This is a genomic window from Brachybacterium sp. AOP43-C2-M15 (genome assembly GCF_052446295.1).
GTDB lineage: Bacteria > Actinomycetota > Actinomycetes > Actinomycetales > Dermabacteraceae > Brachybacterium.
Map to the genome: position 1 here is coordinate 209,867 of NZ_JBQSWB010000008.1, position 25,522 is coordinate 235,388.

The following is a 25,522-nucleotide window of genomic DNA, read 5'->3' on the forward strand; positions in this document are numbered from 1 at the left end:
TCAGCCCTCACCGGTGGACTGGCGGATCACCACGGTCTCGCCCTCGGGCAGGCGCGTGCCGGGTGTCGGGTCGGAGCCGATCACGTACCACTGGTCCACCTCGGAGCTCGTCTCACGCTGCACCTCGGCTTCGTAGCCGGCGGCCTCGATCGTCGACTGCGCCTGGGAGAGCACCATGCCGGACACGTCGGGCACGACGCCCTGCTCGACCTCCTCCTCGGAGTCCGACGACGGGCGCTTCGGCTCCGCCGGGAACGACTCGCTCGGGAGGTCCTCGTGCACGCGCGTCATGTACTCCTGCCACGTGGGCAGGGAGACGGTGTTGCCCCAGACGCTGCCGCGGCGGAGCATCAGGTCGTCGACCTCGAAGCCGCCGGGGCGCACGTTGGCCTGCGGGTGGCCGAACCACACCGCGGTGGACATCTGCCGGGTGAAGCCGACGTACCAGGTGTGGAACTGCTGGCCCGAGGTGCCCGTCTTGCCGCCCGCGGGGTGCCCGTCGATGATCTTCCCCTTGCCGGTGGCCCGGGGGTCCTCGAGATCCTGCTGGAGCGTCCACGCCATGGCGTCGGCGACGTCCTTCTCCACGGCCTGATGGCACTCGGCCCCGGAGATCTCCATCTCGTCGCCGTTGCGGTCGACGACCTCGGTGATCGCCTGCGGCTTGCAGAAGGTGCCGCCCGCGGCGTAGGTCGCGTAGCCGGCGGCCATGTCGAGGGCGGAGATGTTCAGCTCGCCCAGGACCAGCACCGCGGGCGCGAGCTCGGTCCCGTACATGTCCTCGATCGACATCTCCCAGGTGGCCGGGTCGTAGGGGTTGTAGGTCGCGGGGACCACGCCGATCTTGCGCGCGGTGTCGGCGATCTCGCACAGGTCGAGCTGGCGCGCCATGTCGGTGTAGCTGGTGTTGATCGAGAACTTCGTCGAGTTCAGCACCGTCTCCATCGGGGCGATGCTCACCGAGACCGCGTTGTCGGGGTTCCAGCCCGGCCTCTCGTTCCAGCCGCCGCCGTTGAGGCACTTGGCCGGCGCATGGGTGATCGCCCCGCGCGAGGTGCTCACGCGGTCGTAGATGGTCTTCCCGCTCTCGAGCCACTGCTGCAGCACGAAGGGCTTGAAGGTCGAGCCGACGGGGAAGCCGCTGCCGCCGCCGAGGGCCTGCGGGACGTTGTAGTTGATGGCCGTCTCGCCCGGCTCCACCTCGGCGTGGGGGTTGAACGAGCGGTTCTCCGCCATCGTGAGGATGTTGCCCGTCCCGGGCTCGACGGTCACGATCGAGTGCCCGAACCCGCTCTCGGAGTCGCCGGGCACGCGGCGCTGCAGGATGTCCACCGCCTCCTCCTGGGTGGAGGGGTCCAGGGTGGTGCGGATGGTGAGACCGCCGCCGTAGAGCAGCTTGCGCCGCTCCTCGTACGAGGGGGCGAAGTCGGGGTCGTTCAGCAGCGACCGCGTCACGTAGTCGCAGAAGAACCCGCTGGTGCCGGCGTCGGCGCAGCCCGCGCGCACGTTCTTGATCTCCAGCATGTCCTCGACCGGCTGGGAGGTGTACTCCTCGTACTCCTCGTCGGTGATGAAGCCTTCGCGGCGCATGTCCCCGAGCACCTCGTTGCGGCGCTTCTCGCCCGCCTCGGGGTGGGCGACCGGGTCGTACTGGTTCGGTCCGTTGGTGACCCCGGCCAGCAGCGCCGCCTCACCGGGGTCGAGGTCCTTCGCGCTCTTGGAGAAGTAGTGCTGGGCCCCTGTCTCCACGCCGTACTGGGAGGGGCCGAACTGCGCCACGTTGAGATAGGCGTTGAGTATCTCGTCCTTGGACCACTGCTTCTCCAGCGAGATCGCCAGCTTCGCCTCGCGCAGCTTGCGACCGTAGGTCTGTGCGGTCGCCTCCATCTGGTCCTCCTGGTCCCCGCGCTGCACGGCGTCCATCAGGAGGGCGTTCTTGACGTACTGCTGGGTGAGGGTGGATCCGCCCTGGGTGGCACCGCCGGCGGCGTTCGAGGCGACGGCGCGGACCAGGCCCTTGGCGTCCACACCGCCGTGCTCGTAGAAGCGCCGGTCCTCGACCGCGATCACCGCGCGCTGGATGTGCGGCGAGATCTCCTCGAGCGGCACCATGATGCGGTTCTCGGTGTAGAAGGTCGCCAGCAGCGATCCGTCCGCCGCCTCGATGCGGCTGGCCTCGTTCAGCGGCTCGACCTCGAGCTCGGTGGGGTAGGACTCGAACAGGTCGACGCCGTCCTTGGCGACGGTCGAGCCCGCCGACACCGCCGGCAGGAAGAACGCCGCCAGCAGCACTCCGGCGAGCGCGGAGACGGCGAGCAGCCCCAGCAGCAGGTAGACGGTCTGCAGCAGGGCGACGGAGAGGGAGCGGCCGGAAGCGGGCGCGGGCGTGGTGCGGGCCATGCTCCTAGAGTACGGCGAGGCCTGCGCGGGCCGCCATGTGGCGTGCCGCGCGTGCGGAATCTTCACGAAGCCGATGCGGCCCCGTGACCTGAGGCCTCCCGCCGGCGCGGCGCGAGGAGGCGTCGGCCGACGGCGCCTACCACGGATGGCCCGGCTCCGCTGCCCTTTCAGCGCGGGGCAGATGTCCCGTTTTGCACTGTGGCGACCGTCTCCATACAGTAGGGCCAGGTCCGGTCAACGTCGATCCGGGACCTGGAAGGGGACGAGCATGACCATCGGGATCAATCCCATCACCGAGGATTCGAGCTGGGCCACGCGCGGAGCATGCGTGAGCATGGACCCGGACGGGTTCTTCGTGCAGGGGGCCGAGCAGCACACGGTGAAGATCGCCTGCGGTGCGTGCCCCGTGCGGACCGAGTGCCTGGCCGACGCGCTGGACAACCGCGTGGACTTCGGGGTGTGGGGCGGCATGACCGAGCGCGAGCGTCGACGCCTGCTGCGCCGGCATCCCGATGTCACCAGCTGGTGGGCCGTGCTGCGACGGGCCGAGCAGGAGGCCGTGGGCAGCTGAGGCCGCGCCCCGGCGCGAGGTCCCGCGCTCCCCGGTAGGCTCGCTCCCATGAGCACTCATACCCGCTGGGAGTACCTGACCGTCCCACTGCTGATCCACGCGACCAAGCAGATCCTCGACAACTACGGCGAGGAGGGCTGGGAGCTGGTCCAGGTCGTGCCGGGCCCGAACCCGGAGAACCTGGTCGCCTACCTCAAGCGCCCCCTCGGCGAGGGCTGAGCCGATGGCGACCGCTCAGGGTCGGAGCACCCGCGTCCGCGCCCGGCTCGAGGAGCTCGGGCTGTCCCTCCCCACCGTCGCCGCCCCGGTGGCCGCCTACGTGCCGGCCGTCGCGAGCGGGAACCACGTGCACACCTCCGGGCAGCTGCCCTTCGTGGAGGGCGACCTGCCGCGGACCGGCAAGGTCGGCGCCGAGGTCACCGCGGAGCAGGCTGCTCGGCTGGCCGCCACCTGCTGCCTCAACGCCCTCGCCGCGATCGAGGCGCTCGTCGGCGACCTCGACCGGGTGGTGCGCGTCGTCAAGCTCACCGGCTACGTCGCCTCCGACCCCGCCTTCACCGCGCAGCCTGCCGTGATCAACGGGGCCAGCGAGCTGCTCGGAGACGTCTTCGGCGAGGCCGGCTCGCATGCCCGGGCCGCCGTCGGCGTCGCCGTGCTCCCGCTGGACGCCCCGGTGGAGCTCGACCTGCTGGTGGAGCTCGACGGCCCCGCCGCCGGTCCGGCCGATGCCGACGCCTCCTCCGGCGCCGCGCCCGGCGCCTGACGCACCGCCATGGACGAGCACCCTCCGCAGCGGGACCCCGAGGCTCCGGCGGTCGAGCTGATCACGGTCCGGGCCGGGAATCCCGGACCGATGACCCTCGACGGCACCAACACCTATGTGCTGCGCGACGAGGACCGGATGTGGGTCGTGGACCCGGGGCCCAAGGACCCCGAGCACCTGGCCGAGCTGCTGCTGCTCTGCGAGGCCGGGACCCGGCCGCAGGGTGTGCTGGTCACCCACCGCCACCTCGACCACACGGCCGGTGCCGCCACCCTGGCCCGCCAGCTCGCGGCACGCAGCGGGCGCGAGGTGCCGCTGTGGGCCGCGGACCCCTCCGCGGTGCCCGGCTCCCGGCCGCTGCCCGCGACCCTCGAAGGGGACCGAGGGACCGTCGGGCACGTGATCCACCTGCCCGGCCACACCTCCGACTCGGTGGCCGTGCTGGTCGAGGGCGGCCGGCTGCTCTCCGGCGACACGCTGCTGGGCGGCTCCTCGACCGTGATCGTGCCGGAGGACGGCGGGTCGCTGCGCGACTACCTCCAGTCGCTGGCGATCCTGCGCGCCATGGCCCTCGACGGCCGCATCGGCGCCATCCATCCCGGTCACGGACCGGCCTTCGACTCGCCGCTCACCGCGCTCGAGGCGATCGAGCAGGCCGTCGCACATCGTCATGAGCGCATCGAGCAGGTGCGGCGCGCGCGGACCGCCGGAGTGCTGACGATGGACCGGCTCCTGCGGGTCGTCTACGGGAGCGAGCTGCCCGAGGCCCTGCAGGACGCGGCCCGGTGGAACCTCCGCGCCACGCTCGACCACCTCGCCGAGGGGAACTGAGGCTCGCTGCGGGCACGGAGAGGGCCCGTCCGATCCGCGGATCGGACGGGCCATCTCGAGCTGGTGGGTCAGCGGGCGCGGCGGCGCAGGCGCTCGACGTCCACGATCAGCACGGCGCGGGCCTCGAGCCGGATCCAGCCGCGGGAGGCGAAGTCCGCCAGGGCTTTGTTCACGGTCTCGCGGGAGGCGCCGACCAGCTGGGCGAGCTCCTCCTGGGTGAGTCCGTGGGCGACCATCACGCCGTCGTCCGTCTGCCGGCCGAAGCGCTGGGCCAGGTCCAGGACGTTCTTCGCGACGCGACCCGGGACGTCGGCGAAGACCAGGTCCGCGAGGGACTCGTTGGTCTTGCGCAGGCGCCGCGCGAGGGAGGCGAGCAGGTGACGGCCCACCTCCGGGCGCTGGGCCAGGACCCGGTACAGGTCCTGCTGCGAGAGCGAGTAGAGGGTCGACTCGGCGACCACGGTGGCGGTCGCGTTGCGCGGGGCCGGGTCGAAGAGGGACAGCTCGCCGAGGGTCTCGCCGGGGCCGAGGACGGCGAGGAGGTTCTCGCGGCCGTCGCCCGAGGCGTGGCCGACCTTCACCTTCCCCGAGCCGATGATGAAGAGCCGGTCGCCGGGATCGCCCTCGCGGAAGATGATGGCGCTGCGGTGGTAGTCCTCCTGCTTCATCGACGCCAGCACGGCCTGCTTGCCGTCCTCGTCGAGCGCAGCGAACAGCGGCGATGACCGTACGATGTTCTCGTCCACGGAACCTCCTGATGGTGGGGCCCCGACTCCCGGGACCGTGCTGTGCTTCCCTGTGATGGACGCCACGAACTTCGGTGGCGGCTGTCACATGATGGACAAACACTATCGTGCCAGCCCTGTGCCGGTCCGTCACTCGCCGGAGGAGGAGCAGTCGAGATGCCGAGCCCGCCCCGTCGGCCGCCCCGCGCGAGCGGCTGCGAGACGCCCGCCGATGCCGGCCTCATCGCCTCCCGGCTCGCGGAGCTGTACACCGTGGCGCGCACCGAGCTCGACCACCGTGACGCGGTCGAACTGCTGGTCGCGACGATGCTCTCGGCGCAGACGACGGATGTGCGGGTCAACCAGGTGACCCCCGAGCTGTTCTCCCGCTGGCCCGGCCCCGCCGCTCTCGCGGGCGCGGAGGAGGAGGCCGTGACCGCCGTGGTCCGTCCGCTCGGGATGGGTGCCACCCGGGCGCGTCGGATCATCGGGCTCGCCCGCGGGCTCATGGAGCGGCACGGAGGAGAGGTCCCCGACGACCAGGCCGCGCTCGAGGCCCTGCCCGGCGTCGGCCGGAAGACCGCCCACGTGGTGAGGGGCGCCTGGTTCGGCCACTCCCTGCTGGCCGTGGACACGCACGTCGGCCGTCTCGCGCGGCGCCTCGGCTGGACCGAGCGGACCGATCCCCGCCAGGTCGAGGAGGACGTCCTGGCCCGGGTCGAGGCGGACGCCGCGCCGGGCGGCGCGGCGGACGGCACGGCGGACGGCGCCGATGTCGAGGACCTCACGCTCCTGGGCCTGCGCCTGATCCTCCACGGCCGGCGCGTCTGCACCGCCCGTGCCCCTCGCTGCGCGGAGTGCGCCCTCGCGGACCTCTGCCCGCAGGTCGGTGTCGCATGAGCGCGCATCCCTCCCGGCGCCACCGGCTCCCGTCCGACGCCTCCTTCCTGGAGCCGCTGGCCGAGCGGGCGCGGCGCGGCGACGTGCTGGTCACCCGCGATCCGGACCCTCGCGATCCCGACCCGGGCGACCGCCCGGTGCGTCGCAGCGCGGTGCTGATCCACGTCGCCGGGACCGGGTTCGAGAACGCCTCGCTGGTGCTCGAGGAGCGGGGCCACGCCCTGCGCTCCCAGCCCGGGCAGTTCTCGCTGCCCGGCGGCGGGCGCGATCCCGGGGACCGCGACGACGTGCACACCGCGCTGCGGGAGGCACAGGAGGAGACCGGACTGGACCCGGCCGACGTGCGGGTGCTGGGGGCCTTCGCCCCGATCCCCATGCCGTGGCGCATCCAGCGGGTCACCCCGGTGCTGAGCTGGTCGCCATCGGTGCCTCCGCTCGGCGTGCAGGACCCGATCGAGGTGGAGCGGCTGGTGTGGGCGCCGCTGGTGGGTCCGGGCTCGCTGACCGATCCCGCGCACCGGCTCCGGGGCACGCTCTTCGGCCAGGGCGTCGGCCCCGTGTTCGACCTGCCCGGGGACGCCTTCGTCTGGGGCTTCACCGCGATGATCGTCGAGAAGGTGCTGACCGGGCTGGGCCTGGACCCGGTGCCGCCGACGGCCCCGGTGCAGGAGATCCCGCACGAGCGGCGGCGCTGAGGCTCCGGGGCCCCGCATCCGTCGGCGGTGGCCGTGGTCACCCCGGAGGAATCCGCTCGCCACGCACCAGTGGTGGCGCGATAGACTCGAGTGTTGCCGGACGGTCTCCGGCAGCCCCACGGGGCGACTGCGGAGCGACCGGCACGGAGGCTCCGCCCGCGCCCCGGGAACCAGTACCCGCAGACCGATGAGCAGCAGACAAGGAATGGGATCCAGGTGCCACGCGGCAAGGTGAAGTTCTACGACACCGAGAAGGGCTTCGGCTTCATCCTCGATGACGAGGACGGGCAGAGCGTCTACGTCCACGCCTCGAACCTCCCCGAGGGAGTGACCGCCCTGCGCCCCGGCGCGCGGGTGGAGTTCGACATGGTCGACGGCCGTCGCGGCCCCCAGGTGCTCTCCCTGCAGCTGATGGAGCCCGCCCCGTCGGTCAGCCGCGCCCGTCGGCCCAAGCCCGACGAGATGGCGGGCATGGTCGAGGACCTGATCCGGCTGCTCGACGACGCCTCGAACGGGCTGCGCCAGGGGCGCTACCCCGATCGCGGGCACTCGCAGAAGATCGCCACCGTGCTCCGTGCCGTCGCCGACAACTTCGAGGCCTGATCCCATGACGTCACCGACCGCCGCCCCCCGCCGGGCCCGCACCTCCCGCCCGAAGCTGGACGCGATCGCCGCCGAGGCCGTCGAGCTCGCTCGCGAGGCGCTGCTCGAGGTCACCGATCCCGACCAGGTCGGTGAGCACGTGCGCGTCGAGGCCGCCGGCGAGCGGCTGGTGACCCATGTCTTCGAGTGCACCATGCCCGGCTACCGGGGCTGGTCCTGGGTGGTCGTGCTCACGCGCGCCTCGCGTGCCAAGGTCGCCACGGTCGCCGAGACCGCGCTGCTGCCGGGCGATGACGCGATCCTCGCCCCCGAGTGGGAGCCGTGGTCGGAGCGGCTCAAGCCCTCGGACGTCGGCGCCGACGACCTGCTGCCCTATCGTGAGCAGGACGAGCGCCTCGAGCAGGGCTACGAGGCCACCGGGGACGAGGACGCCGATCAGGTCGCCCTGTGGGAGCTCGGCCTGGGCCGCGCCCGCGTGCTCTCCCCGGAGGGCCGGTCCGAGGCGGCCGAGCGCTGGCTCGAGGGCGACTTCGGCCCTCGTCAGACCTCCGGCCGCGGTCGCCGCGGCACCGTCGCGGCGAACTGCACCAGCTGCGCCTTCCTCATGAAGCTCTCCGGCTCGCTGCGCCACGAGTTCGGCGTGTGCACCAACGAGTGGTCCCCGGCCGACGGGCGCGTGGTGCACCTGAACTACGGCTGCGGCGCGCACTCCGAGACCGGCCAGGAGGAGAGCGACCGCGAGATCCCGCGCAGCACCGGCGTGATCGTCGACGAGCTCGACGTCGAGGTCGTGCCCGAGAGGACGCCGGCGGACGGGTCGCCCGCCGAGGATGCCGCGGAGGAGACGCCGGGGGCCGAGCCCCAGGCGGGCAAGCCCGTGGACGAGAGCCCTGAGGCCGAGAAGCCGGCCGAGAAGTCCGGGGCGGAGAAGCCGGCCGATGAGCCCGGGGCGGAGAAGCCGGCCGATGAGCCCGAGGCGGAGAAGCCGGCCGAAGAGCCCGAGGCGGAGAAGCGGGCCGATGAGCCCGAGGCCGAGAAGTCAGCGGCGGAGACCCCGGTGGACGAGGTCCCCGAGGCGGACTCTCCCGAGGACTGACGGCGAGGACGGCGTCGTCCATCTCCTCGCCTCTGTTCCCGGTAGGTCTGGTGCGCCGGTGTTCCCATGATGGATCAGGGGCGCACCTGACTTCTCGGTAGCCATGGTGACGCGGGCTCTGCGGGGCCCGCAGGTCCAGCGGGCCCGTGGGCGTCAGCGCAGGGAGACGGCGATCCGGGCGAGGAGCGCCTCGATCGCGAGCAGGGGCGGGACGTTGCCGCTGATGCGGTCCCGGGCCTCCTGCACCGCCTCGAGCAGCCCCAGCGTGATCCGCCCGGAGCCTCGCGCAGCGGCCTGCTCGATCTCCGCGGAGACCTCGACGTTGACCAGCTCCGACGCGGTCCCCAGCTGACGGCCCAGCACGTCGCGCAGCACCGAGTGGGCGTCGAGCAGGTAGCGGTCCAGCACATCGCGCACCAGGCGGGTCTGGCGACGCTTGGCGTCCTCCTCGAGCTGACGCACCTGGGAGCGCAGCGACGGCGGCACCTTGCCGTCCTCGATCCCGGCCGAGTGCAGGAAGCGCTCCTTCTCCTCGACGGCCACCTGGTCCGCGTGCTCCTTCGCCTCGGAGGTCGCACGCTCCACGAGCCCCTGCGCGGCGAGGACGGCCTCCCCGCTCCCGCGCAGACCCAGCAGGGTGCGCGCCGACTCCTCACGGGCGGCCAGCGCCCCCTCCTGCGTCGCGTAGCGCAGGGCCAGGCCGATGTGCCCCTGGGCGGCGCGAGCGGCACGCAGGGCCAGCTTCTCGTCCACCCCGTCCCGGCGGCGCAGCAGCTCGGCGACCACGTCCGAGGGCGGCACCGACAGCGTCACCGAACGGCAGCGCGAGCGGATGGTCGGCGCGAGATCCTCCGCGGAGGGGGCGCACAGCATCCACACCGTCGACGGCGGCGGCTCCTCGATCGACTTCAGCAGCACGTTGAACGTGCCCGCGCTCATCCTGTCGGCGTCCTCCACGATCAACACCCGGCGCCGCCCGGTGGCAGGGGCGCGCTGCGCGGTCATCACCAGCGCGCGCACCTCGTCCTTCGCGATCGAGAGCTTGTCGGTCGCGACCACGGTGACGTCCGGATGGGTGTTGGCGAGGGTGGTGCGGCAGGCCCGGCACTGCCCGCAGCCGATGCCCTGCTCGCACTGCAGGGTGGCGGCGAAGGCGCGCGCCGCGGTGGAGCGCCCCGAGCCGGGCGGGCCAGTGATCAGCCAGGCCTGCGCGAGGGACCCCTCCGGGGAGGCCGCGCGTCGGAACTGGGCGACGGCGGGCTCCTGTCCCACCACGTCGGCCCACACCCCGGAGAGGGGACCGGCGGGCGCACCGGGCGCGCCGGAGGATGCCGCGGGGTCGAGCGAGCTCACTGCTCGTCCCGGTGCCGGGCGGGCGGTGCGGGCTCGAACGTCGGGTCGAACAGGTCGAGCACCTCCGCGACGGCCTCGAGCACCCGGGCATGGACCTCCTCGATCGCGAGTGTTCCGTCGATCACCGCGAAGCGGTCCGGATCGGCGTCGGCGAGGTCCAGGAACTCCTGTCGCACGGCCTCGTGGAAGGCGTGGCCGGCGTCCTCCAGCCGGTCCCGGCCCGCAGTGCGGCGCTCGTCGAGGGTCTGCGTCGGCACGTCCAGCAGGATCGTGCGGTGGGGGAGCAGCCCATCGGACGCCCACAGGGAGAGGGCCGCGATCTCGTCGGGATCGAGCTCGCGCCCGGCGCCCTGGTAGGCCACCGAGGAGTCGAGGTACCGGTCCCCGAGCACCAGGCCGCCGCGGGCCAGGTGAGGCTTCACCAGCGTCGCGATGTGGTGGGCGCGGTCCGCCGCGTACATCAGCGCCTCCGCCCGCGCATCGACGTGCTCGCCGTGCAGGAGCAGCTCGCGGATCCTCTCGCCGAGAGCGGTCCCGCCCGGCTCGCGCGTGGTGAGGATGAGGTCCTCCGCGACCGAGCGCTCGCTGACCAGATGGTCGCGCAGCATCGTCATCTGCGTGGACTTGCCCGCGCCGTCACCGCCCTCGAAGGAGATGAACACCCCGCGCCGCGGCGGGTGCGGGGACGGGATGCGCAGGCCCCGGACCGTTTCCAGCATGTTCATGCGGACTCCTCCCCGGGGTAGACGACGCCCAGATGCGAGCGCACCGCGTCCATCGTGCTCATCACGCTGAGCGTGTCGGCCCAGCTCATCAGCGGGGACTCGAGCTCCCCGGCGCTGATCCGCCGGGCGGCCTCGGCGATCTCGTACGCCATGCCGTCCCCGGGGGCGCCGGGATGGTCGACGCTCGCCGAGCGGCCGTCGTGCAGCGTGACGGTGAGGGTCCCGGGGGCGAAGAACGCCCCGGACAGGCGTGCGCTGCCGGCCGTGCCGCTCACCACGGCCTCGGTGGGGGTGCGGGCGAGCAGGGTCGAGGACAGCCGGGCGCGGCCGCCGTCGGCCCCCTCCGCGAGCAGACCGACGTACGCGTCGACCGCGGTGCTCGTGAGGGAGCCGCGCACGGCGAGGTCGGTGAGGTCGCCGAGCACCATCTGGGCGAAGGAGACCGGGTACACCCCGAGGTCGAGCAGGGCTCCGCCGCCCAGCTCCGGGGCGTACATGCGATGGCTCGGATCCGCCGGAAAGGTCTGCCCGTGGTCCGCCGCCACCTCGATCACGTCGCCGAGGATCCCGGAGGCGAGCACCTGGCGCAGCACGTCGTACTGGGGGAGGAAGCGCGCCCACATCGCCTCCATCGCGAACACGCCGTGATCACGGGCGAGGTCCAGCAGGTCTCTCGCCTGGACGGTGTTGAGGGTGAACGCCTTCTCCACCAGCACCGGGAGGCCGGCCTCGAGCACGGGCCGGGTCAGCGCGTGGTGCTGGGCGTGGGGGGAGGCGATGTAGACCGCGTCGAGTCCGCCGGCGGCGAGCATGTCCGCCACGGAGTCGAAGGCCTGCTCGATGCCGTGCGTCGCGGCGAAGGCCTCGGCGCGCTCGGCGGAGCGCGAGACCACCGAGACCACCCGCGAGGCGGTGGCGCGGTGCGCCGTGGCCGTGAACTGATCGGCGATGTGCCCGGGGGAGATCACGCCCCAACGCAGACCGGGGGCGGTGGCCGGCTCGGGGACTGTGGTGGCGGGCAGCGTCAGGGACGGCGTCGCCTCGGTGCTGCGGGGCTCGTCGGTCTCGGTCATGGGTCCAATCTACTCAGCGGGCCCGACACCGCGCGGGATGTCGGGGACGCTGGGGACGGACATACGCGGTCAGCGGAAACTGTCGCCGCAGCCCGGTCCGCCCCCGCCGGGCAGGCAGACATGCCACGCCCCATGAAGGGCTGCAAGGGAAGGTGAACTGGGTACTCACCGTAGACGAATTCCCGTGAATAATCGCCGTATTTCGAGGTGGCGTCTCGAAGATCAACTGTGGGCAATAAACGGTTCACCCCTCAAGTGAACACAGGGGCCTTCAGGTCTCTGTCACCGAGTTTTACCTTGACTACAGCATGAAAGTCATATCGCCATGACGCTCAGGCGGGCAAGCTATTTTGAGGCGACGGTACGTGCTACAGGTTCATGCCGATCGCTTCCCCGCAGTCTACCTCTTTATTCATGCCATCAGTTGCGTTCCACCAGGAGTGATAATGTCGGTTGCCGAGGTCATAGTGTTGCAGAAACTGTTGCTGATCATAGTGAGGATTGACCGTTGAATAGTGGAAGTAGGTGAAATCTTTGTTATCGCAGAATCTAGAATCGTCAGCAATGGCTGCGGGCTGAACCCCCAGGAGTGCTGCTATGGCTGCGCCCGCAATAAAAAGCGGAATCCTGATTGGTCTAGTCGTCGTGCGCATGATTGCCTCTCTCTCGACGGTCCTTAGCCGAACCAGGGCTCTTCCGGGCAGTCGACAGTCTTGGGGCCATGGTGGGCTGATTCAATCCATGAGTGCTTGTGGTCACCCCCCATATTGGTGTCGTTCGTATGGATTACGAATTCCCATTCATCGTAGTGCGGGTTCGTGGTCGTGTAGTGGAACGTGCGAAAGTCCTCAACGCCGCAGAATCGAGAATCTACAGCCGTAGCAGTAGATATGCCTCCGAGCGTGGCCACCAAGACTGAGATAATAGCAATTGTGCGAGTGGTGAACCGTTTCGACATGATCTTCTCCTGCTCATCGTCTTTCTGTCTACTGCATGAGGTTGAGCTCGGAAATGCGCTCTATGCGCATCGCTTCTGCCAGGTCTCGTTGTGTGTGTCGTTCCAGAATATCTGGTAGTAATGCCAGTCGCCGGGGACCTGTCGTTCGTACTCGCGCACGAAGACGAATGTGTCATAATGTCCATTGTGCGCTTGGACGTGTGTTTCTCCGACGCTCCGCTTTACACAGTTTCCATAGCTTTCGGCACTCGCCGGCGCAATGCTAAATCCAGCAAAAGCGAGGGTGCCAATGGCGACGGCTGTCGTGATTGTCGCAACTTTATTCCTTGTCATGCCGAGCCTCCTGACTCGCGTAACTTCTGGAGGCGGAAACCATACTCCTAAGGTGTGATGAAGGCAATAGTCACTGCATGGCCCGGCGTGTCGATGCGTCCTCGGCGGCATGATGGAACGTGGCCAACCGAGTTCTATTGAAACGTGGCCAACTGAGTTCTATGGAGATGTGCGCATCGCCTCTGGCCTGCGTGGACGTGAACTGGCGACAAGTACTGATGGGTCGAGCTGTCGCCGAGCTTGTGTTTCGGTCGGAAGAAGGTTGCGAGACTTTTTGTGCGAGGTGGCGGAAGGGTGCGAGGCTCTTTTGTGGACCAAAAATGGGGGTATGGGGCCCAGCGGTACGAAATTTGCTATCGCGCGCCGGCCGGATTGGCTGGAATATGTCATTCGCGAAGAGTTGGCTCGATTGGCGTGGCGATGGTCTTGGCGAGCCCGTTCCTTCCTGTGGACGAGTGCGTCGGCAGGAAGCGGCAAGCCGAGGGCGGAAATTCTGCTCAGAGCGCAGAAGAAATGATGCAATTCATCCAGTATTGATGAATTGAAGCCGGATTTTCTGGGGGTTCGTCAAGCTCAATCCAAGTTCTACGAGTGTTTGCAAAAGTGCGCACGACCGCCGGTTGCCTCGATTGTGCGCATCCGAGGCTCATCTACATGCTTGTCGCATACGACAGGCGTCGGAGAGGGTCACGGGAGCGGACTGCCGTTGGGTGCAGCTGACCAGCGGCTGGAGCTCGATCTGTGGGTAGCGAGCGGCAGGGGTCGACAATGCCTCCACTCGGCCTGGAGCAGAGTCGTCGCGCCCGAGTCGACTGGCGCTCCGTCGTCGACAGGCACGCCGGGACGAGCTTCGGCCCGTCAGTGTGAGGCGGAGCAGACGATGCTGAGGCATTCGGGTGACTGCTCCGCCGGGCGTGCTCGCGTGACGGCAAGCCGGCTTGCATTCCGAACAGGTCACGATTTGGGTGTCGGTCGCTCGGGCAGCGGGGTCCTCCTTACGATCCGGAGATCAGAACGTGCAGGACCAGCACGTGTTCAAGCGGCATCGAGGCCGCGTCCGGACAATCCCCCTGGAGCAGACGATGACCAGTTCGCCCCGCACTTCCTCTTCCACCGGCCCCCGTGCCCTCGCCTCCCGGCGCTCCGTCCTCGGAGCGGGGGCGCTCGGCGCCTCCGCGCTCACCCTCGCGGCCTGCGGCGGCTCCGGGGACGGGGGAGAGGGCGGCGGTGACGGCGGCAGCGGGGACGGCCCCTCCCTCGATCTCGAGCAGCGGGGCCCGATCACGCTGGCGCGTGGCAAGGACACCACCGGCCAGCTCAACGAGTTCCTCGAGCGCTGGAACAGCGAGCACCCCGACGAGGAGGTGACGCTGATCGAGCTGCCCGAGTCCGCGGACGAGCAACGGGCGCAGATGATCAACAACGCCCAAGCGCAGTCCGACGCGTACACGATCCTCAGCCTGGACGTGGTGTGGACCGCGGAGTTCGCGGCCAACCAGTGGGTCATCGAGCTCCCGGAGGACCACTTCCCGTTGGACGGGATCCTCCCGGGAGCGCTGGAGACCGGCAAGTACTTCGACAAGCTCTACGCCGTCCCCTACGCCACCAACGCCCAGCTGCTCTTCTACCGCAAGGACCTCCTCGAGGAGGCGGGCCACAGCGAGCCGCCCGTCACCTTCGAGGAGATGTGGCAGATGATCGAGGACGTCCAGGCGAAGGACGACTCGATCCTCGGCTACGGCGCCCAGTTCTCGAAGTACGAGGGCCTGACCTGCCAGGCCTCCGCTACCATCCGCTCCAACGGCGGTGACCTCTTCGACGCCGAGGGTGCTCCGCAGGCGGACTCGGCCGAGGCCGTCGAGGCCATCGAGACGATCCGCGCCGGCTTCGAGGCGGGCCACATCCCGGAGGAGGCGCTCACCTACAAGGAGGAGGAGACCCGACAGGCCTTCCAGGACGGTCGCCTGCTGTTCCAGACCAACTGGCCCTACGTCTGGGAGCTCGCCCAGGCGGAGGACGGCTCCTCGGAGGTCAACGGGAAGATCGGGGTGACGCTGGTGCCCGGGGTCAAGGAGGCCGGAGCCTCCACGCTGGGCGGCGCGAACTACGCGATCAGCGCCTTCGCCCAGAACGCCGGCACGGCGCTGGACTTCATCGCGTTCATGACCGAGTTCGAGCAGCAGCGCGACTGGATGCTCAACACCACCACGCCCACCGCGATGGCCGAGGTGTACGAGGACCCCGACATCGTCGAGGCCTTCGACTTCATTGACCAGCTGCGTACCTCGATCGAGAACGGGGTGGTGCGTCCGCAGGTCGTGAAGTACGGCGACGTCACCCAGGCGATCCAGGACGCGGTCTACGGGGCGATCTCCGGGGAGACCGAGGTCCAGGACGCGATGGAGGGCCTCCAGGAGCGGCTCACCGAGCTGGGGGACTGACCTCCGATGGCGATCGGACGTGCCCGGGCGACCGGACGTGCGCGGGTCACCGGTGGGCAGGGGGCCATGGCGAACCTGCTCCTCCTGCCCACCGTGATCCTGCTGGCCCTGGTGGTGGGCTTCCCGCTGGTGCTGTCGGCCTGGCAGTCCCTGCACAGCTCCGGCGGAGAGATCGACCCCACCACCGGGATCATCCAGCAGGGCGATCAGTTCGTGGGCCTGGAGAACTACGCCGACGCGTTCACCGGCGCGGGAGCGGGGGCCGGGTTCTGGAACGCCTTCTGGAACACCACGATGTTCACGGTGGTGGGCGTGAGCGTCGAGACCGTCCTCGGTGTGGCGATGGCGCTGATCATGGCCAAGGCGCTGCGCGCCACCGGCATGGTCAGGGCCACGATCCTGGTGCCCTGGGCGATCCCCACGGTGGTCTCGGCCCTCATGTGGCAGCTGATCTTCGATGCCAACGGCATCGCGAACCGTCTGATCGGCACCCAGGTGCTGTGGACCACGGAGGGCATCCAGGCGCAGGCCGCGGTGCTCATCGCGGACATCTGGAAGACGGCGCCGTTCATCGGCCTGCTGACCCTCGCGGGACTGCAGACCATCGACAACCAGGTCTACGAGGCGGCGAAGGTCGACGGCGCGGGACGGTGGCACACCTTCTGGCGGATCACCCTGCCGCTGGTCCGCCCGGTGCTCGTGGTCGCGGTGCTGTTCCGCCTGCTGGACGCGATGCGCATGTTCGACCTCCCGTTCGTGCTGCTGGGCCGCCTCGCCAGCGGGCAGACCCTGTCGATGCTCGCCGCGGACGCCGCCTCCCGGACCGATTACGGCATGGCCTCGGCGTACTCGATGGTGCTCTTCGCCTACATCTGCCTGGTGGCGTTCCTGGTGATCAAGCTGCTGGGCGCGGACGTGATCGGTGAGCAGGGACGCGAGGGCCGACGGCGGCGGCGCCGCAGCGCCCCGGGACTGCGGACGACGACGGAAGGGAGCATGCCATGAGCAGCTCGGTGAACTCGACGGTCGACGGAGCGGGCACCGGCCCGACGGCCGACGGCGGGGTGAGGACGCGCAGCGGTGAGGTGATCGTCCCGCGTCGCCCCCGGGGCGACCTCGTCGGACGGATCGTCATCGGTGCGGGGATGGCGTTCATCCTCGCCTACTGCCTGGCGCCGTTCTACTGGATGGTGGTCTCCTCCCTGCGGCGGCCCAGCGAGGGGCGCTCGACCCAGCTGATCCCGTACCCGCTCAGCGTCGAGAACTACATCGCCGTGTTCGCGCCGGGCAACCACTTCGCCCGGTCGCTGCTGAACTCGCTGATCGTGGCCGGCGGGACCACGGCGCTCGTGGTGGCGCTCGGCGTGCTCGGCGCCTACGCCCTGGCGCGACTCGAGTTCCGCGGCAAGGTGATGGTGATGTTCCTGATCGTCGCCACCTCGATGTTCCCGGTGATCACCCTGGTGGTGCCGCTGCTGAAGCTGTTCACGGCGGGCTACGAGTGGTGGCCCTGGAACTGGATCAACACCTACCAGGCGATGATCCTGCCCTCGATCTCCTTCGCCCTGCCGCTGGCGGTGTGGAACCTCAACGCCTTCTTCCGCCAGCTGCCGGTGGAGCTCGAGCAGGCCGCCATGGTGGACGGGACCACCCGGATGGGAGCGTTCTTCCGCGTCATCCTGCCGCTGGCCACCCCGGGGATCTTCACCACCGCGATCATCACCTTCATCGCGGCGTGGAACGAGTTCCTCATCGCCCTGACGATGGTCAACAACCCTCTGATGCAGACCGCCAACGTGGCGATCTCGAAGTTCACCGGGATCTCCGGGTACGACACCCCCTACGGCACCAAGATGGCGGCGGGGGTCATCGTGACCATCCCGCTGGTGATCATGGTGCTCGCCTTCCAGCGTCGCATCATCGGCGGTCTGGCGGCCGGCTCGGTGAAGTGAGCGAGGGAGACGGACGACCGCACCCTCCGACCCTTGCGGGCACGGTGGCTGCGGTCGTCGCGGGCGGCGGCGCCGCCTCGGCTCACTTCTTCGCGGTGGTGCTCTTCTTCTTCGCGGTGGTGCGCTTGGCCGGGGCCTTCTTCTTCGCGGGGCCCTTGGCGCGCTTCTCGGCGAGCTTCTCGATCGCGATCTTCTCGCTGATCTCCTCGACCTTCTCCGTGGAGCGCAGCGAGACGTTGGTGGTGCCGTCGGTGATGTACGGACCGAAGCGGCCGTCCTTGATCACGATCGGCTTCTCGCTGGTGGGATCGGTGCCGAGCTCCTTCAGCGGGGGCTTGGCGGCCGCCCGGCCACGGGTCTTGGGCTGGGCGTAGATCTTCTCGGCCTCCTCGAGGGTGATCGAGAAGATCTGGTCCTCGGTCTCGAGGGAGCGGGAGTCGGTGCCCTTCTTCAGGTACGGGCCGTAGCGGCCGTTCTGGGCGGTGATCTCGGTGCCGTCCTCGACGGTGCCGACCACGCGCGGCAGGCTCAGCAGCTTCAGCGCGTCCTCGAGGGTGACGGTCGAGAGGTCCATCGACTTCAGCAGCGAGCCGGTGCGGGGCTTCGGCTGCTTGGACTTGGGGACCTTCTTGCCGCCGGTCTCCTCCGGGTCGGGCAGGATCTCGGTGACATAGGGGCCATAGCGGCCGTCCTTGGCGACGATCTCGTGCCCGGTCTCCGGATCGGTGCCGAGCACCCGCCCGTCGTCCTTGGCCCGCTCGAGCATCTCCTGGGCCTTCTCGACGGTCAGCTCGTCGGGGGCGACGTCGTCGGAGACGTTCGCGCGGCGCGGATCGGCGCCCTCGACCAGCTCGCCGTTCTCGTCCCGCGGCAGCTGCTCGACGTAGGCGCCGTAGCGGCCCACCCGCAGCGTGATGCCCTCGCCGATCTCGATCGAGTTGATCGCCCGGGCATCGATCTCGCCGAGGTCGTCGACCATGGGCTTGAGCCCGATGGGCCCCTCGCTGCCGTCGGAGAGGTAGAAGTTGCGCAGGTAGTCCGCGCGCGCCAGGTCGCCCTGGGCCATGCGGTCCAGCTGCTGCTCCATCTGCGCGGTGAAGTCGTAGTCGATGAACGGACCGAAGTGCTCCTCGAGCAGGCGCACCACCGCGAAGGCGGTCCAACTGGGCACCAGCGCGGTGCCGCGCCGCAGCACGTAGCCGCGGTCCTGGATGGTGGCGACGGTCGAGGCGTAGGTCGAGGGGCGGCCGATCCCGCGGTCCTCGAGGGCGCGCACCAGCGAGGCCTCGGTGTAGCGCGGGGGAGGGGTGGTGGTGTGGCCGTCAGGGCTGAGCTCGCGCGTGCGCAGCGCCTGTCCCTCCTCCATCTGCGGCAGTCGCTTGTCGCCGCCCTTCTCGGAGTCCTCCGAGTAGCGGGCGGCGTCGCGGCCCTCCTCGTAGGCGGCGAGGAAGCCGCGGAAGGTGATCACGGTGCCGGCGGCGCGGAAGGTCGCGGTGCGATCGTTCTGCGTCAGCTCCAGCTCGACGGTGGAGGTGGTGCCCTTGGCGTCGGCCATCTGCGAGGCGATGGTGCGCTTCCAGATCAGCTCGTAGAGGCGGAACTCGTCCCCGGAGAGCTGCCCGGCCACCTCGGCGGGGGTGCGGAAGTGGTCGCCCGCGGGGCGGATCGCCTCGTGCGCCTCCTGCGCGGCCTGCGACTTGTTCTGGTAGTAGCGGGGCTTGTCCGGCACGTACTGGGAGCCGTACAGCTCGCTCGCCTGGGCGCGGGAGGCGCGGATCGCCTCACCGGAGAGCGTCACCGAGTCGGTGCGCATGTAGGTGATGTAGCCGTTCTCGTACAGCGACTGCGCCACCCGCATCGCCTGGCGCGCGCCGAGGCGCAGCTTGCGACTGGCCTCCTGCTGCAGCGACGAGGTGGTGAACGGGGCGGCGGGCCGACGGGTGTACGGCTTGGACTCGAGGGAGCTGACGGTGGCGGGCGCCTCCGTGAGCGCCGTCACCAGGGCCGAGGTGGTCTCCTCGGTGAGGACGGTCGCGTTCTTCGAGCGCGGCTTCAGGGTGCCGTCGTCGGCGAAGTCGGAGCCGGTGGCGACGCGCGCCCCGTCGACCGTCGCGATCTTGGCGGTGAACTGCTCGCCGTCGGCGTCCGCGGAGGTGCCGAAGGTGCCGGTGATGTCCCAGTAGTCGGAGGCGACGAAGGCCATCCGCTCACGCTCGCGCTCGACCACCAGCCGGGTGGCGACCGACTGCACACGACCGGCCGACAGCGACGGCTTGATCTTGCGCCACAGCACGGGCGAGAGCTCGAAGCCCACCAGGCGGTCCAGGATGCGGCGGGTCTCCTGGGCGTCGACGAGGCTCTCGTCGATGTCGCGGGTGTTCTCGAGCGCCGCCCGGATCGCGTCCTTGGTGATCTCGTGGAAGACCATTCGCTTGACCGGGAGGGACTTCTTGGGCTTGAGGGTCTCCAGCAGGTGCCAGGCGATCGCCTCGCCCTCGCGGTCCTCATCGGTGGCGAGGTAGAGGGTGTCGGCGTCCTTGAGGGCCTTCTTCAGCTCCGCGACGGTCTTCTTCTTGTCGGGGCTGACGATGTAATAGGGGTCGAAGCCGTTCTCGACGTCGACGCCGAAGCGGCCGTAGGGCCCCTTCTTCATCTCCGCGGGAAGGTCCCTGGGCACCGGGATGTCGCGGATGTGGCCCACCGATGCCTTGACGTCGTATTCCTCGCCGAGGTACCGGCCGATGGTCCGCGCCTTCGCCGGGGACTCGACGATCACCAGATGCCGTCCGCCAGTCACGTTGCTGTGTCCTTCCTCGCCGCGTCGCGTCGCGGCCCGTCCGCCGTGGCCGAGTGCCGTGGTCCGGGATGAACCGGACGCATCGTCTGCGCTCGGCGAGTGCTCACGGTACACGCTCCGCGATGGGCGTCCGGTGTGAGATCGGCGTGCGCAGCACGAGCACCAGCGCCATCCAGGCGGCGGTTCCGCCGCCGATCAGCGCCGCGGTGGCGGAGAAGGCGGCGAGCTGCTGGGTCAGGTCATCCAGCTCCAGCGGGAGCTGCAGGGACAGCAGACCGACCACGCCGTACCCGAGCCCGGCGAGACCGCCGAGGCCGAGCAGCGTCGCGATCACGTGCTCCGCGATGCGGTGCGGGGGACGGCGCGCGCTGCCCGCCGCCCCGGAGGGCCCCGTCCCCGTTCCCGGGCCCTCCGCGCCGCGGCGACGACGGCCGCGCCCGGGGCGGGCGGCCGCGCGTCGGCGGCGGGACCGGATGCGCAGGCCGTCCAGGGCGAGGACCAGGAAGGTCCAGGCCGCGGCGACGGCGATCGCGCCCAGCACGTCGCTGGGGCGGTGCCAGCCGACCACGAGGGTGCCGATGCCGGCGGCGATGGTCCACAGGGCGCCGACGGGGGCGAGCACCACGCGGGCCCGTCCGCCGGCGAGCACCAGGGCGATCATCGCGGTCGCGGCGAGGGTGGTGTGTCCGGAGGGGAAGGAGTTCGGCGTGATCTCGATCCCCGGCCCCAGCGCCTCGCGCGTGATCACCAGATGCTTGACCGCCTGGGTGGTGAGGTTCGCGCCGAGCACCAGCACCCCGAGCGGGAACAGCAGCCCCGGGCGGCGGCGCAGCAGCACCAGCACCACGGTGAGCGCGAGCAGCACCGCGATGACCGGCATGCTCACGCTCTCCACCGCGAGCTGCGCGTACAGCGACAGCCGGCCCTCGTGCTCGGTGGCTCCCGAGGCGATCAGCTGGTCCAGCCGCTGACCGCTCGCGGTGCCGACGGCGGTGCGGGCGAGCCACACGATCGCAGCGGTGCACAGCGCGGCGGCGAGCAGCGAGAGCAGCGGGCGGGCTGCGCCCTCGGCGGTGCCCGACCGGGTCACCGCGCTGTCCGGGCTCACAGGGTCACCATCCCGCCGAGGACCATCTCCCGCACGGCGGGCAGCACCCGGGAGCGGGCCTCCTCCTCGTCCGCGTCGGTGAGGGCGCAGACGGCGCCGAGCACCTGGCCGAGGGTGAGCGTCCCGTCCAGCGCACCGACGGTCGCGGCCAGCTGCTGGTCCGCCCGGACCGTGCGCGCCAGGCCCGCGCCCTGCACCAGCTCGATGAGCATCGGGTCCCACTGACCGGGCGTGAGGTGTCGGCGCTCGACCACGTCGGCGGCGCGCACCGGTCGGGCGGCGGCCAGGGCGTCGTCGTCGAGACCCTCGAGCACGTCCACGGCCCGCAGGGTCTGCGCGAGATGCCCGGCGAGGGTCCCGCTGCCGGTGCCGGGCGCGTGCTCGGTGCGCAGCACTCCCGCGCGACGGGTGCCCTCCTCGGGGCGGCGCAGCAGCAGGTAGCCGAACCCGATGGCGCTCACGTCGCGGCCGGCGAAATCGTCGAGCCAGGCTCCGATGAGCTCCGGCCAGCGCTGGTCGCGGGACGTGATCCCGCCGTCGCGGGCCCAGGTCTCCGCGTACTGCGCGGGATCCTCCTGCTCGCGCTGGATCACCCAGGCGTCGACCCCGTCGGCGCTCGCGCCCTCCAGCCAGGTGCGCGGATGGGCGTCCCAGTCCGTGTCACCGGTGATCTCCCAGTTGCCCAGCATGACCGCGGTGGCGCCGGGCGCCAGGTGCGCCGGCAGCGCGCGCAGCAGCTCGGCCAGCAGGGTGTCCCCGGCACGCCCGCCGTCACGGTACGTCCAGCGGGACCCCTCGTCGGCGGCACGGCGCGGGGTGATGACGAAGGGCGGGTTGGAGACCACCAGGTCGAAGGTCTCCCCGGCCACCGGATCGAGCAGCGAGCCCTGCCGCAGCTCGAGGTCGATGTCGTTCAGGGCCGCGTTGAAGGCGGCGAAGGCCAGGGCCCGCTGCGAGAGGTCGGTGGCGACCACGTGCTCGGCGTGGCGGGAGGCGTGCAGCGCCTGGATCCCGCCGCCGCAGCCGAGGTCCAGCACCCGGCGCACCCGCTCGCGCGGGGTGATCCGGGCCAGGGTCAGGGACGCGCCGCCCACCCCGAGCACGTGCTCGGGGCCGAGCGGGCGGCCGGTCGCGAGCTCGGAGAGGTCCGAGGCGATCCACCAGTCGATCTCGCCGAGGTCGTCGCGCGCCGAGTAGGGGGTCAGGTCCAGCCGGGCGCGCACGGGGGCGTCGGGGGCGTGGGCGGTGCCCGCCGCATCGACTGGATCCGCCGCGTCGGCCCCAGCCACAGCGCCCACCAGCCCCATCCGCCGGGCGCCGTCGAGCCCGAGCTCGGGCAGTGCGGCGTCGACCTGCGCGCCCGGCACCTCCTCGCCGAGAGCGAACAGGCGCAGCAGCACGGCCGCCGGCTCGGCGCGGGCGGCGAGCACGCGCCGGGCGGGCACCGCGTCCTCCCGGCGCAGGGCGGCGGTCGCGACCGGTCCCAGCAGGTCCTCGGTGGCGGCGGCGGTGTAGGAGGCGGCCGTGAGGTCCGCGCGCAGGGCGGCGATCTCCTCCGGCAGGACCCGCGGGGGCGCGGTCGGCGAGTCGGTGGGCATGGCTACGATTGTGCCCCAGCCACCTGGTGCGGAACCGAGGACCGGGTGAGAGAGATGCGCAGGCCCTGTGGGCGGGGCGGGGAGGGAGGAGCGGATGCGGGCAGGCAGAGCACCCGAGCTCCTCGCCGACCTCTCCGCGCCGCTGATCCGCCGCACCTGCCTCACCCACGTGGAGCGTCGGCCCGCCCGCGCCGGGCGCCGCGGCAGCTTCCCCGACTGGGCCGATCCGCGTCTGGTCGCGCACCTCGCCGCACGCGGCATCACCGCTCCCTGGATCCACCAGGAGCAGGCCGCGGACCTCGCCCACGAGGGCCAGGACGTGGTGCTCGCCACCGCCACCGCCTCCGGCAAGTCGCTCGCGTACCTGCTGCCCGTGCTCACCGCGATCGGGGCCCGCGAGCACGATGCCGAGGCGCGCCGGGCGACGGCCCTCTACCTCTCTCCCACCAAGGCGCTCGCCGCGGACCAGCTGACGAACATCACCGCGATGGCCGACGGCGCCGGGATCCGCGACGCCCGCGTCGCGCTGTACGACGGGGACACCCCCGCCGAGCAGCGACGCTGGGTGCGCCGCCACGGCACCGTGGTGCTCACCAACCCGGACATGCTGCACTTCGGGATCCTGCCCGGCCACGAGCAGTGGGCCCACTTCTTCCGCGCCCTGCGCTACGTGGTGATCGACGAGTGCCACAGCTACCGGGGCGTGTTCGGCAGCCATGTCTCGATGGTGCTGCGGCGACTGCGCCGCGTCGCCGCCCACTACGGCGCGCGGCCCACGTTCGTCCTCGCCTCGGCGACCACCGCGAACCCCGAGCTGTCCGCCTCGCGCCTGATCGGCCGGGACGTCGTGGCGGTCACCGAGGACGGCTCGCCGCGGGCCGGTCTCACGATCGGGCTGTGGGAACCCGGGACCCGCACCGAGGTCGACGGGCGCGGGGACCCCGCCCGGTGGGGGAGTGCGGCCGCGCACGACGGGCGGGATGACGCGGAGCGCCGTGACCCGCCGGCCGACGGGGCAGGGCCCGAGGACGAGGCAGGGCCCGAGGACGAGGACGGCCCGCGCCGCCCCGAGGACCCGCTGCGCCGCTCCGCGACCAGCGAGGCGGGGACGCTGCTCGCGGACCTCGTCGAGCGGGACGTGCAGACCCTCGTCTTCGCCCGCTCCCGACGCGGCGCCGAGCTGGTCTCCTCCGGCGCCCGGCGCCTGCTGACCCAGAAGGCCGAGCACACCGCGTCCCCGGGCCTCGCCGACCGCGCGAGCCGCATCGCCGCCTACCGCGGCGGCTACCTCGCCAGCGAGCGGCGGGAGCTCGAGGACGCCCTGCGCTCCGGCGAGCTGAGAGCGCTGGCCTCCACCAATGCTCTCGAGCTCGGCATCGACATCGCCGGCCTGGATGCCGTGGTGGTCGCCGGCTGGCCCGGCACCCGCGCCTCGCTGTGGCAGCAGTTCGGGCGTGCCGGTCGCCGCCAGGACGCCGACGGCGGTGCGCTCGCCCTGTTCGTGGCCCGCGAGGACCCGTTGGACACCTATGTGGTCCACCATCCCGAGACGGTGTTCGGCGCCGAGGTCGAGGCGGCGGTGTTCGATCCCGGCAACCCCTACGTGATGACCCCGCACCTGTGCGCCGCCGCCTCCGAGCTCGCGATCCGCGACGGCGAGGAGGAGATCTTCGGACCCACCGCCCGGGACCTGCTGACCACCCTCGCCGCCCGCGGGGTGCTGCGCTCGCGCCCCACCGGCTGGTACTGGACCATGACGGAGTCCGCGCACGATCTCACCGACCTGCGCGGCAGCGGCGGGGAGCCGGTGCGCATCGTCGAGGAGGCCACCGGGTCCCTGCTGGGCACGGTCGACGCCGCGAGCGCCCACACCCAGGTGCACGACGGCGCCGTCTACCTCCACCAGGGCCGCAGCTTCGTCGTCAACCACCTCGACGTCGACCAGGCCGTCGCCTTCGTGCGCCGCGAGGACCCGCTGCACACCACGCATCCGCAGTCCGCCTCGACCCTCCGCATCCGTCAGACCGACCGCGAGACCGCATGGGCCGGCGGGGTGCGTCTCTGCTTCGGCACCGTGGACGTGACCGACCAGGTCACCGGCTACCAGGTGCGCGACGTGTACACCCAGGCGGTGCTCGCCCAGCATCCGCTCGACCTGCCGCCGCGCACCCTGACCACGAAGGCCGTGTGGTGGGTGATCCCGCGGGAGCGGACCGACGCCGCGGAGATCCCGGGGGAGGAGCTGCCCGGTGCGCTGCACGCCGCCGAGCACGCGGCGATCTCGATGCTGCCGCTGCTGGCCACGTGCGACCGCTGGGACATCGGCGGGCTCTCCGCGGCCCAGCACGAGGACACCGGGGAGCCGACGATCTTCGTGTACGACGGCGCGCCCGGCGGGGCGGGGTTCGCCGAGCGCGGCGCCGAGGACGCCGCGGCCTGGGTGCGGGCGACCTCCGACATGATCGAGGAGTGCCCCTGTGCGGCGGGATGCCCGGCCTGCGTGGTCTCGCCCAAGTGCGGCAACGGCAACGAGCCGCTGTCCAAGCGGGAGGCGGTGCGGCTGCTCGAGCTGCTGCACGAGTGAGCCTCCGCCTGTCTCG

The 25,522-nt window shown here is 71.1% G+C and carries 21 protein-coding genes; 12 read left to right on the forward strand and 9 right to left on the reverse strand.

What is annotated here, in order from left to right; all coding sequences use genetic code 11:
* Nucleotides 1-2,400, reverse strand: a complete 2,400-nt coding sequence (locus ACT3SP_RS10860) for a penicillin-binding protein (RefSeq protein WP_444587303.1) — start codon at nt 2,398-2,400, stop codon at nt 1-3.
* Between the two features lie 268 nt (nt 2,401-2,668).
* Here ACT3SP_RS10860 and ACT3SP_RS10865 point away from each other — a divergent pair, with 268 nt between their 5' ends.
* From ACT3SP_RS10865 to ACT3SP_RS10880, 4 genes are read left to right on the forward strand one after another with little or no spacing between them, the layout of a single operon-like run.
* Nucleotides 2,669-2,971 carry a WhiB family transcriptional regulator gene (locus tag ACT3SP_RS10865; RefSeq protein WP_444587304.1) on the forward strand — a complete coding sequence of 101 codons (303 nt, stop codon included), beginning with the start codon at nt 2,669-2,671 and terminating at the stop codon, nt 2,969-2,971.
* 48 nt (nt 2,972-3,019) lie between these two features.
* A complete protein-coding gene (locus tag ACT3SP_RS10870; RefSeq protein ID WP_087485664.1) occupies nt 3,020-3,190 on the forward strand; it encodes a DUF4177 domain-containing protein in 171 nt (56 codons plus the stop codon).
* A gap of 4 nt (nt 3,191-3,194) precedes the next feature.
* A complete protein-coding gene (locus tag ACT3SP_RS10875) occupies nt 3,195-3,734 on the forward strand; it encodes a RidA family protein (RefSeq protein WP_444587305.1) in 540 nt (179 codons plus the stop codon).
* A 9-nt stretch (nt 3,735-3,743) separates the two neighbouring features.
* The gene (locus ACT3SP_RS10880) at nt 3,744-4,565 is read left to right on the forward strand and encodes an MBL fold metallo-hydrolase (protein WP_444587306.1); all 822 of its coding nucleotides are present in this window, start codon (nt 3,744-3,746) and stop codon (nt 4,563-4,565) included.
* 68 nt (nt 4,566-4,633) lie between these two features.
* On the opposite strand, the gene ACT3SP_RS10885 is transcribed toward ACT3SP_RS10880, so the two are convergent.
* Nucleotides 4,634-5,311: a Crp/Fnr family transcriptional regulator gene (locus tag ACT3SP_RS10885; protein ID WP_015776602.1), complete on the reverse strand. Its 678-nt coding sequence runs from the start codon at nt 5,309-5,311 to the stop codon at nt 4,634-4,636.
* A 156-nt stretch (nt 5,312-5,467) separates the two neighbouring features.
* On the opposite strand from ACT3SP_RS10885, the gene ACT3SP_RS10890 reads away from it, so the two are divergent.
* The 4 genes from ACT3SP_RS10890 to ACT3SP_RS10905 all read left to right on the forward strand — a co-directional run bounded on the left by ACT3SP_RS10890 (nt 5,468) and on the right by ACT3SP_RS10905 (nt 8,584).
* On the forward strand, nt 5,468-6,190 hold the full coding sequence (locus ACT3SP_RS10890; protein ID WP_444587307.1) for an endonuclease III domain-containing protein: 723 nt from the start codon (nt 5,468-5,470) through the stop codon (nt 6,188-6,190).
* Nucleotides 6,187-6,885 carry an NUDIX hydrolase gene (locus tag ACT3SP_RS10895; protein WP_444587308.1) on the forward strand — a complete coding sequence of 233 codons (699 nt, stop codon included), beginning with the start codon at nt 6,187-6,189 and terminating at the stop codon, nt 6,883-6,885. Before ACT3SP_RS10890 ends, ACT3SP_RS10895 begins: the two co-directional genes overlap by 4 nt.
* A 216-nt stretch (nt 6,886-7,101) precedes the next feature.
* Nucleotides 7,102-7,488, forward strand: coding sequence for a cold-shock protein (locus tag ACT3SP_RS10900; RefSeq protein ID WP_444587309.1), 387 nt, complete (start codon nt 7,102-7,104; stop codon nt 7,486-7,488).
* Between the two features lie 4 nt (nt 7,489-7,492).
* On the forward strand, nt 7,493-8,584 hold the full coding sequence (locus ACT3SP_RS10905; protein ID WP_444587310.1) for a DUF3027 domain-containing protein: 1,092 nt from the start codon (nt 7,493-7,495) through the stop codon (nt 8,582-8,584).
* A gap of 153 nt (nt 8,585-8,737) precedes the next feature.
* On the opposite strand, the gene ACT3SP_RS10910 is transcribed toward ACT3SP_RS10905, so the two are convergent.
* The 4 genes from ACT3SP_RS10910 to ACT3SP_RS10925 form a co-directional block, all read right to left on the reverse strand.
* A complete protein-coding gene (locus ACT3SP_RS10910; RefSeq protein WP_444587348.1) occupies nt 8,738-9,871 on the reverse strand; it encodes a DNA polymerase III subunit delta' in 1,134 nt (377 codons plus the stop codon).
* Nucleotides 9,872-9,933: 62 nt separating this feature from the next.
* Nucleotides 9,934-10,662 (reverse strand): dTMP kinase, encoded by a 729-nt coding sequence (gene tmk, locus ACT3SP_RS10915; protein WP_444587311.1) that lies wholly within the window; start codon nt 10,660-10,662, stop codon nt 9,934-9,936.
* Nucleotides 10,659-11,735 carry a Gfo/Idh/MocA family protein gene (locus tag ACT3SP_RS10920; RefSeq protein ID WP_444587312.1) on the reverse strand — a complete coding sequence of 359 codons (1,077 nt, stop codon included), beginning with the start codon at nt 11,733-11,735 and terminating at the stop codon, nt 10,659-10,661. Before ACT3SP_RS10920 ends, tmk begins: the two co-directional genes overlap by 4 nt.
* A gap of 368 nt (nt 11,736-12,103) precedes the next feature.
* The gene (locus tag ACT3SP_RS10925; protein ID WP_444587313.1) at nt 12,104-12,388 is read right to left on the reverse strand and encodes a hypothetical protein; all 285 of its coding nucleotides are present in this window, start codon (nt 12,386-12,388) and stop codon (nt 12,104-12,106) included.
* A gap of 1,720 nt (nt 12,389-14,108) precedes the next feature.
* Here ACT3SP_RS10925 and ACT3SP_RS10930 point away from each other — a divergent pair.
* The 3 genes from ACT3SP_RS10930 (at nt 14,109) to ACT3SP_RS10940 (ending at nt 17,419) form a co-directional block, all read left to right on the forward strand.
* Nucleotides 14,109-15,467, forward strand: a complete 1,359-nt coding sequence (locus ACT3SP_RS10930) for an ABC transporter substrate-binding protein (protein ID WP_444587314.1) — start codon at nt 14,109-14,111, stop codon at nt 15,465-15,467.
* A gap of 66 nt (nt 15,468-15,533) precedes the next feature.
* Nucleotides 15,534-16,472 carry a carbohydrate ABC transporter permease gene (locus tag ACT3SP_RS10935; RefSeq protein ID WP_444587315.1) on the forward strand — a complete coding sequence of 313 codons (939 nt, stop codon included), beginning with the start codon at nt 15,534-15,536 and terminating at the stop codon, nt 16,470-16,472.
* Nucleotides 16,469-17,419, forward strand: coding sequence for a carbohydrate ABC transporter permease (locus ACT3SP_RS10940; protein WP_444587316.1), 951 nt, complete (start codon nt 16,469-16,471; stop codon nt 17,417-17,419). The genes ACT3SP_RS10935 and ACT3SP_RS10940 overlap by 4 nt, the downstream gene beginning before the upstream one ends.
* An 82-nt stretch (nt 17,420-17,501) precedes the next feature.
* Here the strand turns inward: ACT3SP_RS10940 and topA are convergent, their stop codons facing one another.
* From topA to ACT3SP_RS10955, 3 genes are all read right to left on the reverse strand, one after another.
* The gene (gene topA / locus ACT3SP_RS10945; RefSeq protein WP_444587317.1) at nt 17,502-20,216 is read right to left on the reverse strand and encodes a type I DNA topoisomerase; all 2,715 of its coding nucleotides are present in this window, start codon (nt 20,214-20,216) and stop codon (nt 17,502-17,504) included.
* 103 nt (nt 20,217-20,319) lie between these two features.
* Nucleotides 20,320-21,324 (reverse strand): phosphatase PAP2 family protein, encoded by a 1,005-nt coding sequence (locus ACT3SP_RS10950; RefSeq protein WP_444587318.1) that lies wholly within the window; start codon nt 21,322-21,324, stop codon nt 20,320-20,322.
* Complete coding sequence (locus ACT3SP_RS10955) at nt 21,321-22,922, reverse strand: DUF7059 domain-containing protein (protein WP_444587319.1); 1,602 nt, start codon at nt 22,920-22,922, stop codon at nt 21,321-21,323. The genes ACT3SP_RS10950 and ACT3SP_RS10955 overlap by 4 nt, the downstream gene beginning before the upstream one ends.
* Before the next feature lie 94 nt (nt 22,923-23,016).
* Between ACT3SP_RS10955 and ACT3SP_RS10960 the strand changes: the two genes are divergently transcribed.
* Nucleotides 23,017-25,506 (forward strand): DEAD/DEAH box helicase, encoded by a 2,490-nt coding sequence (locus ACT3SP_RS10960; protein ID WP_444587320.1) that lies wholly within the window; start codon nt 23,017-23,019, stop codon nt 25,504-25,506.
* The last annotated feature ends 16 nt before the right edge of the window (nt 25,507-25,522 follow it).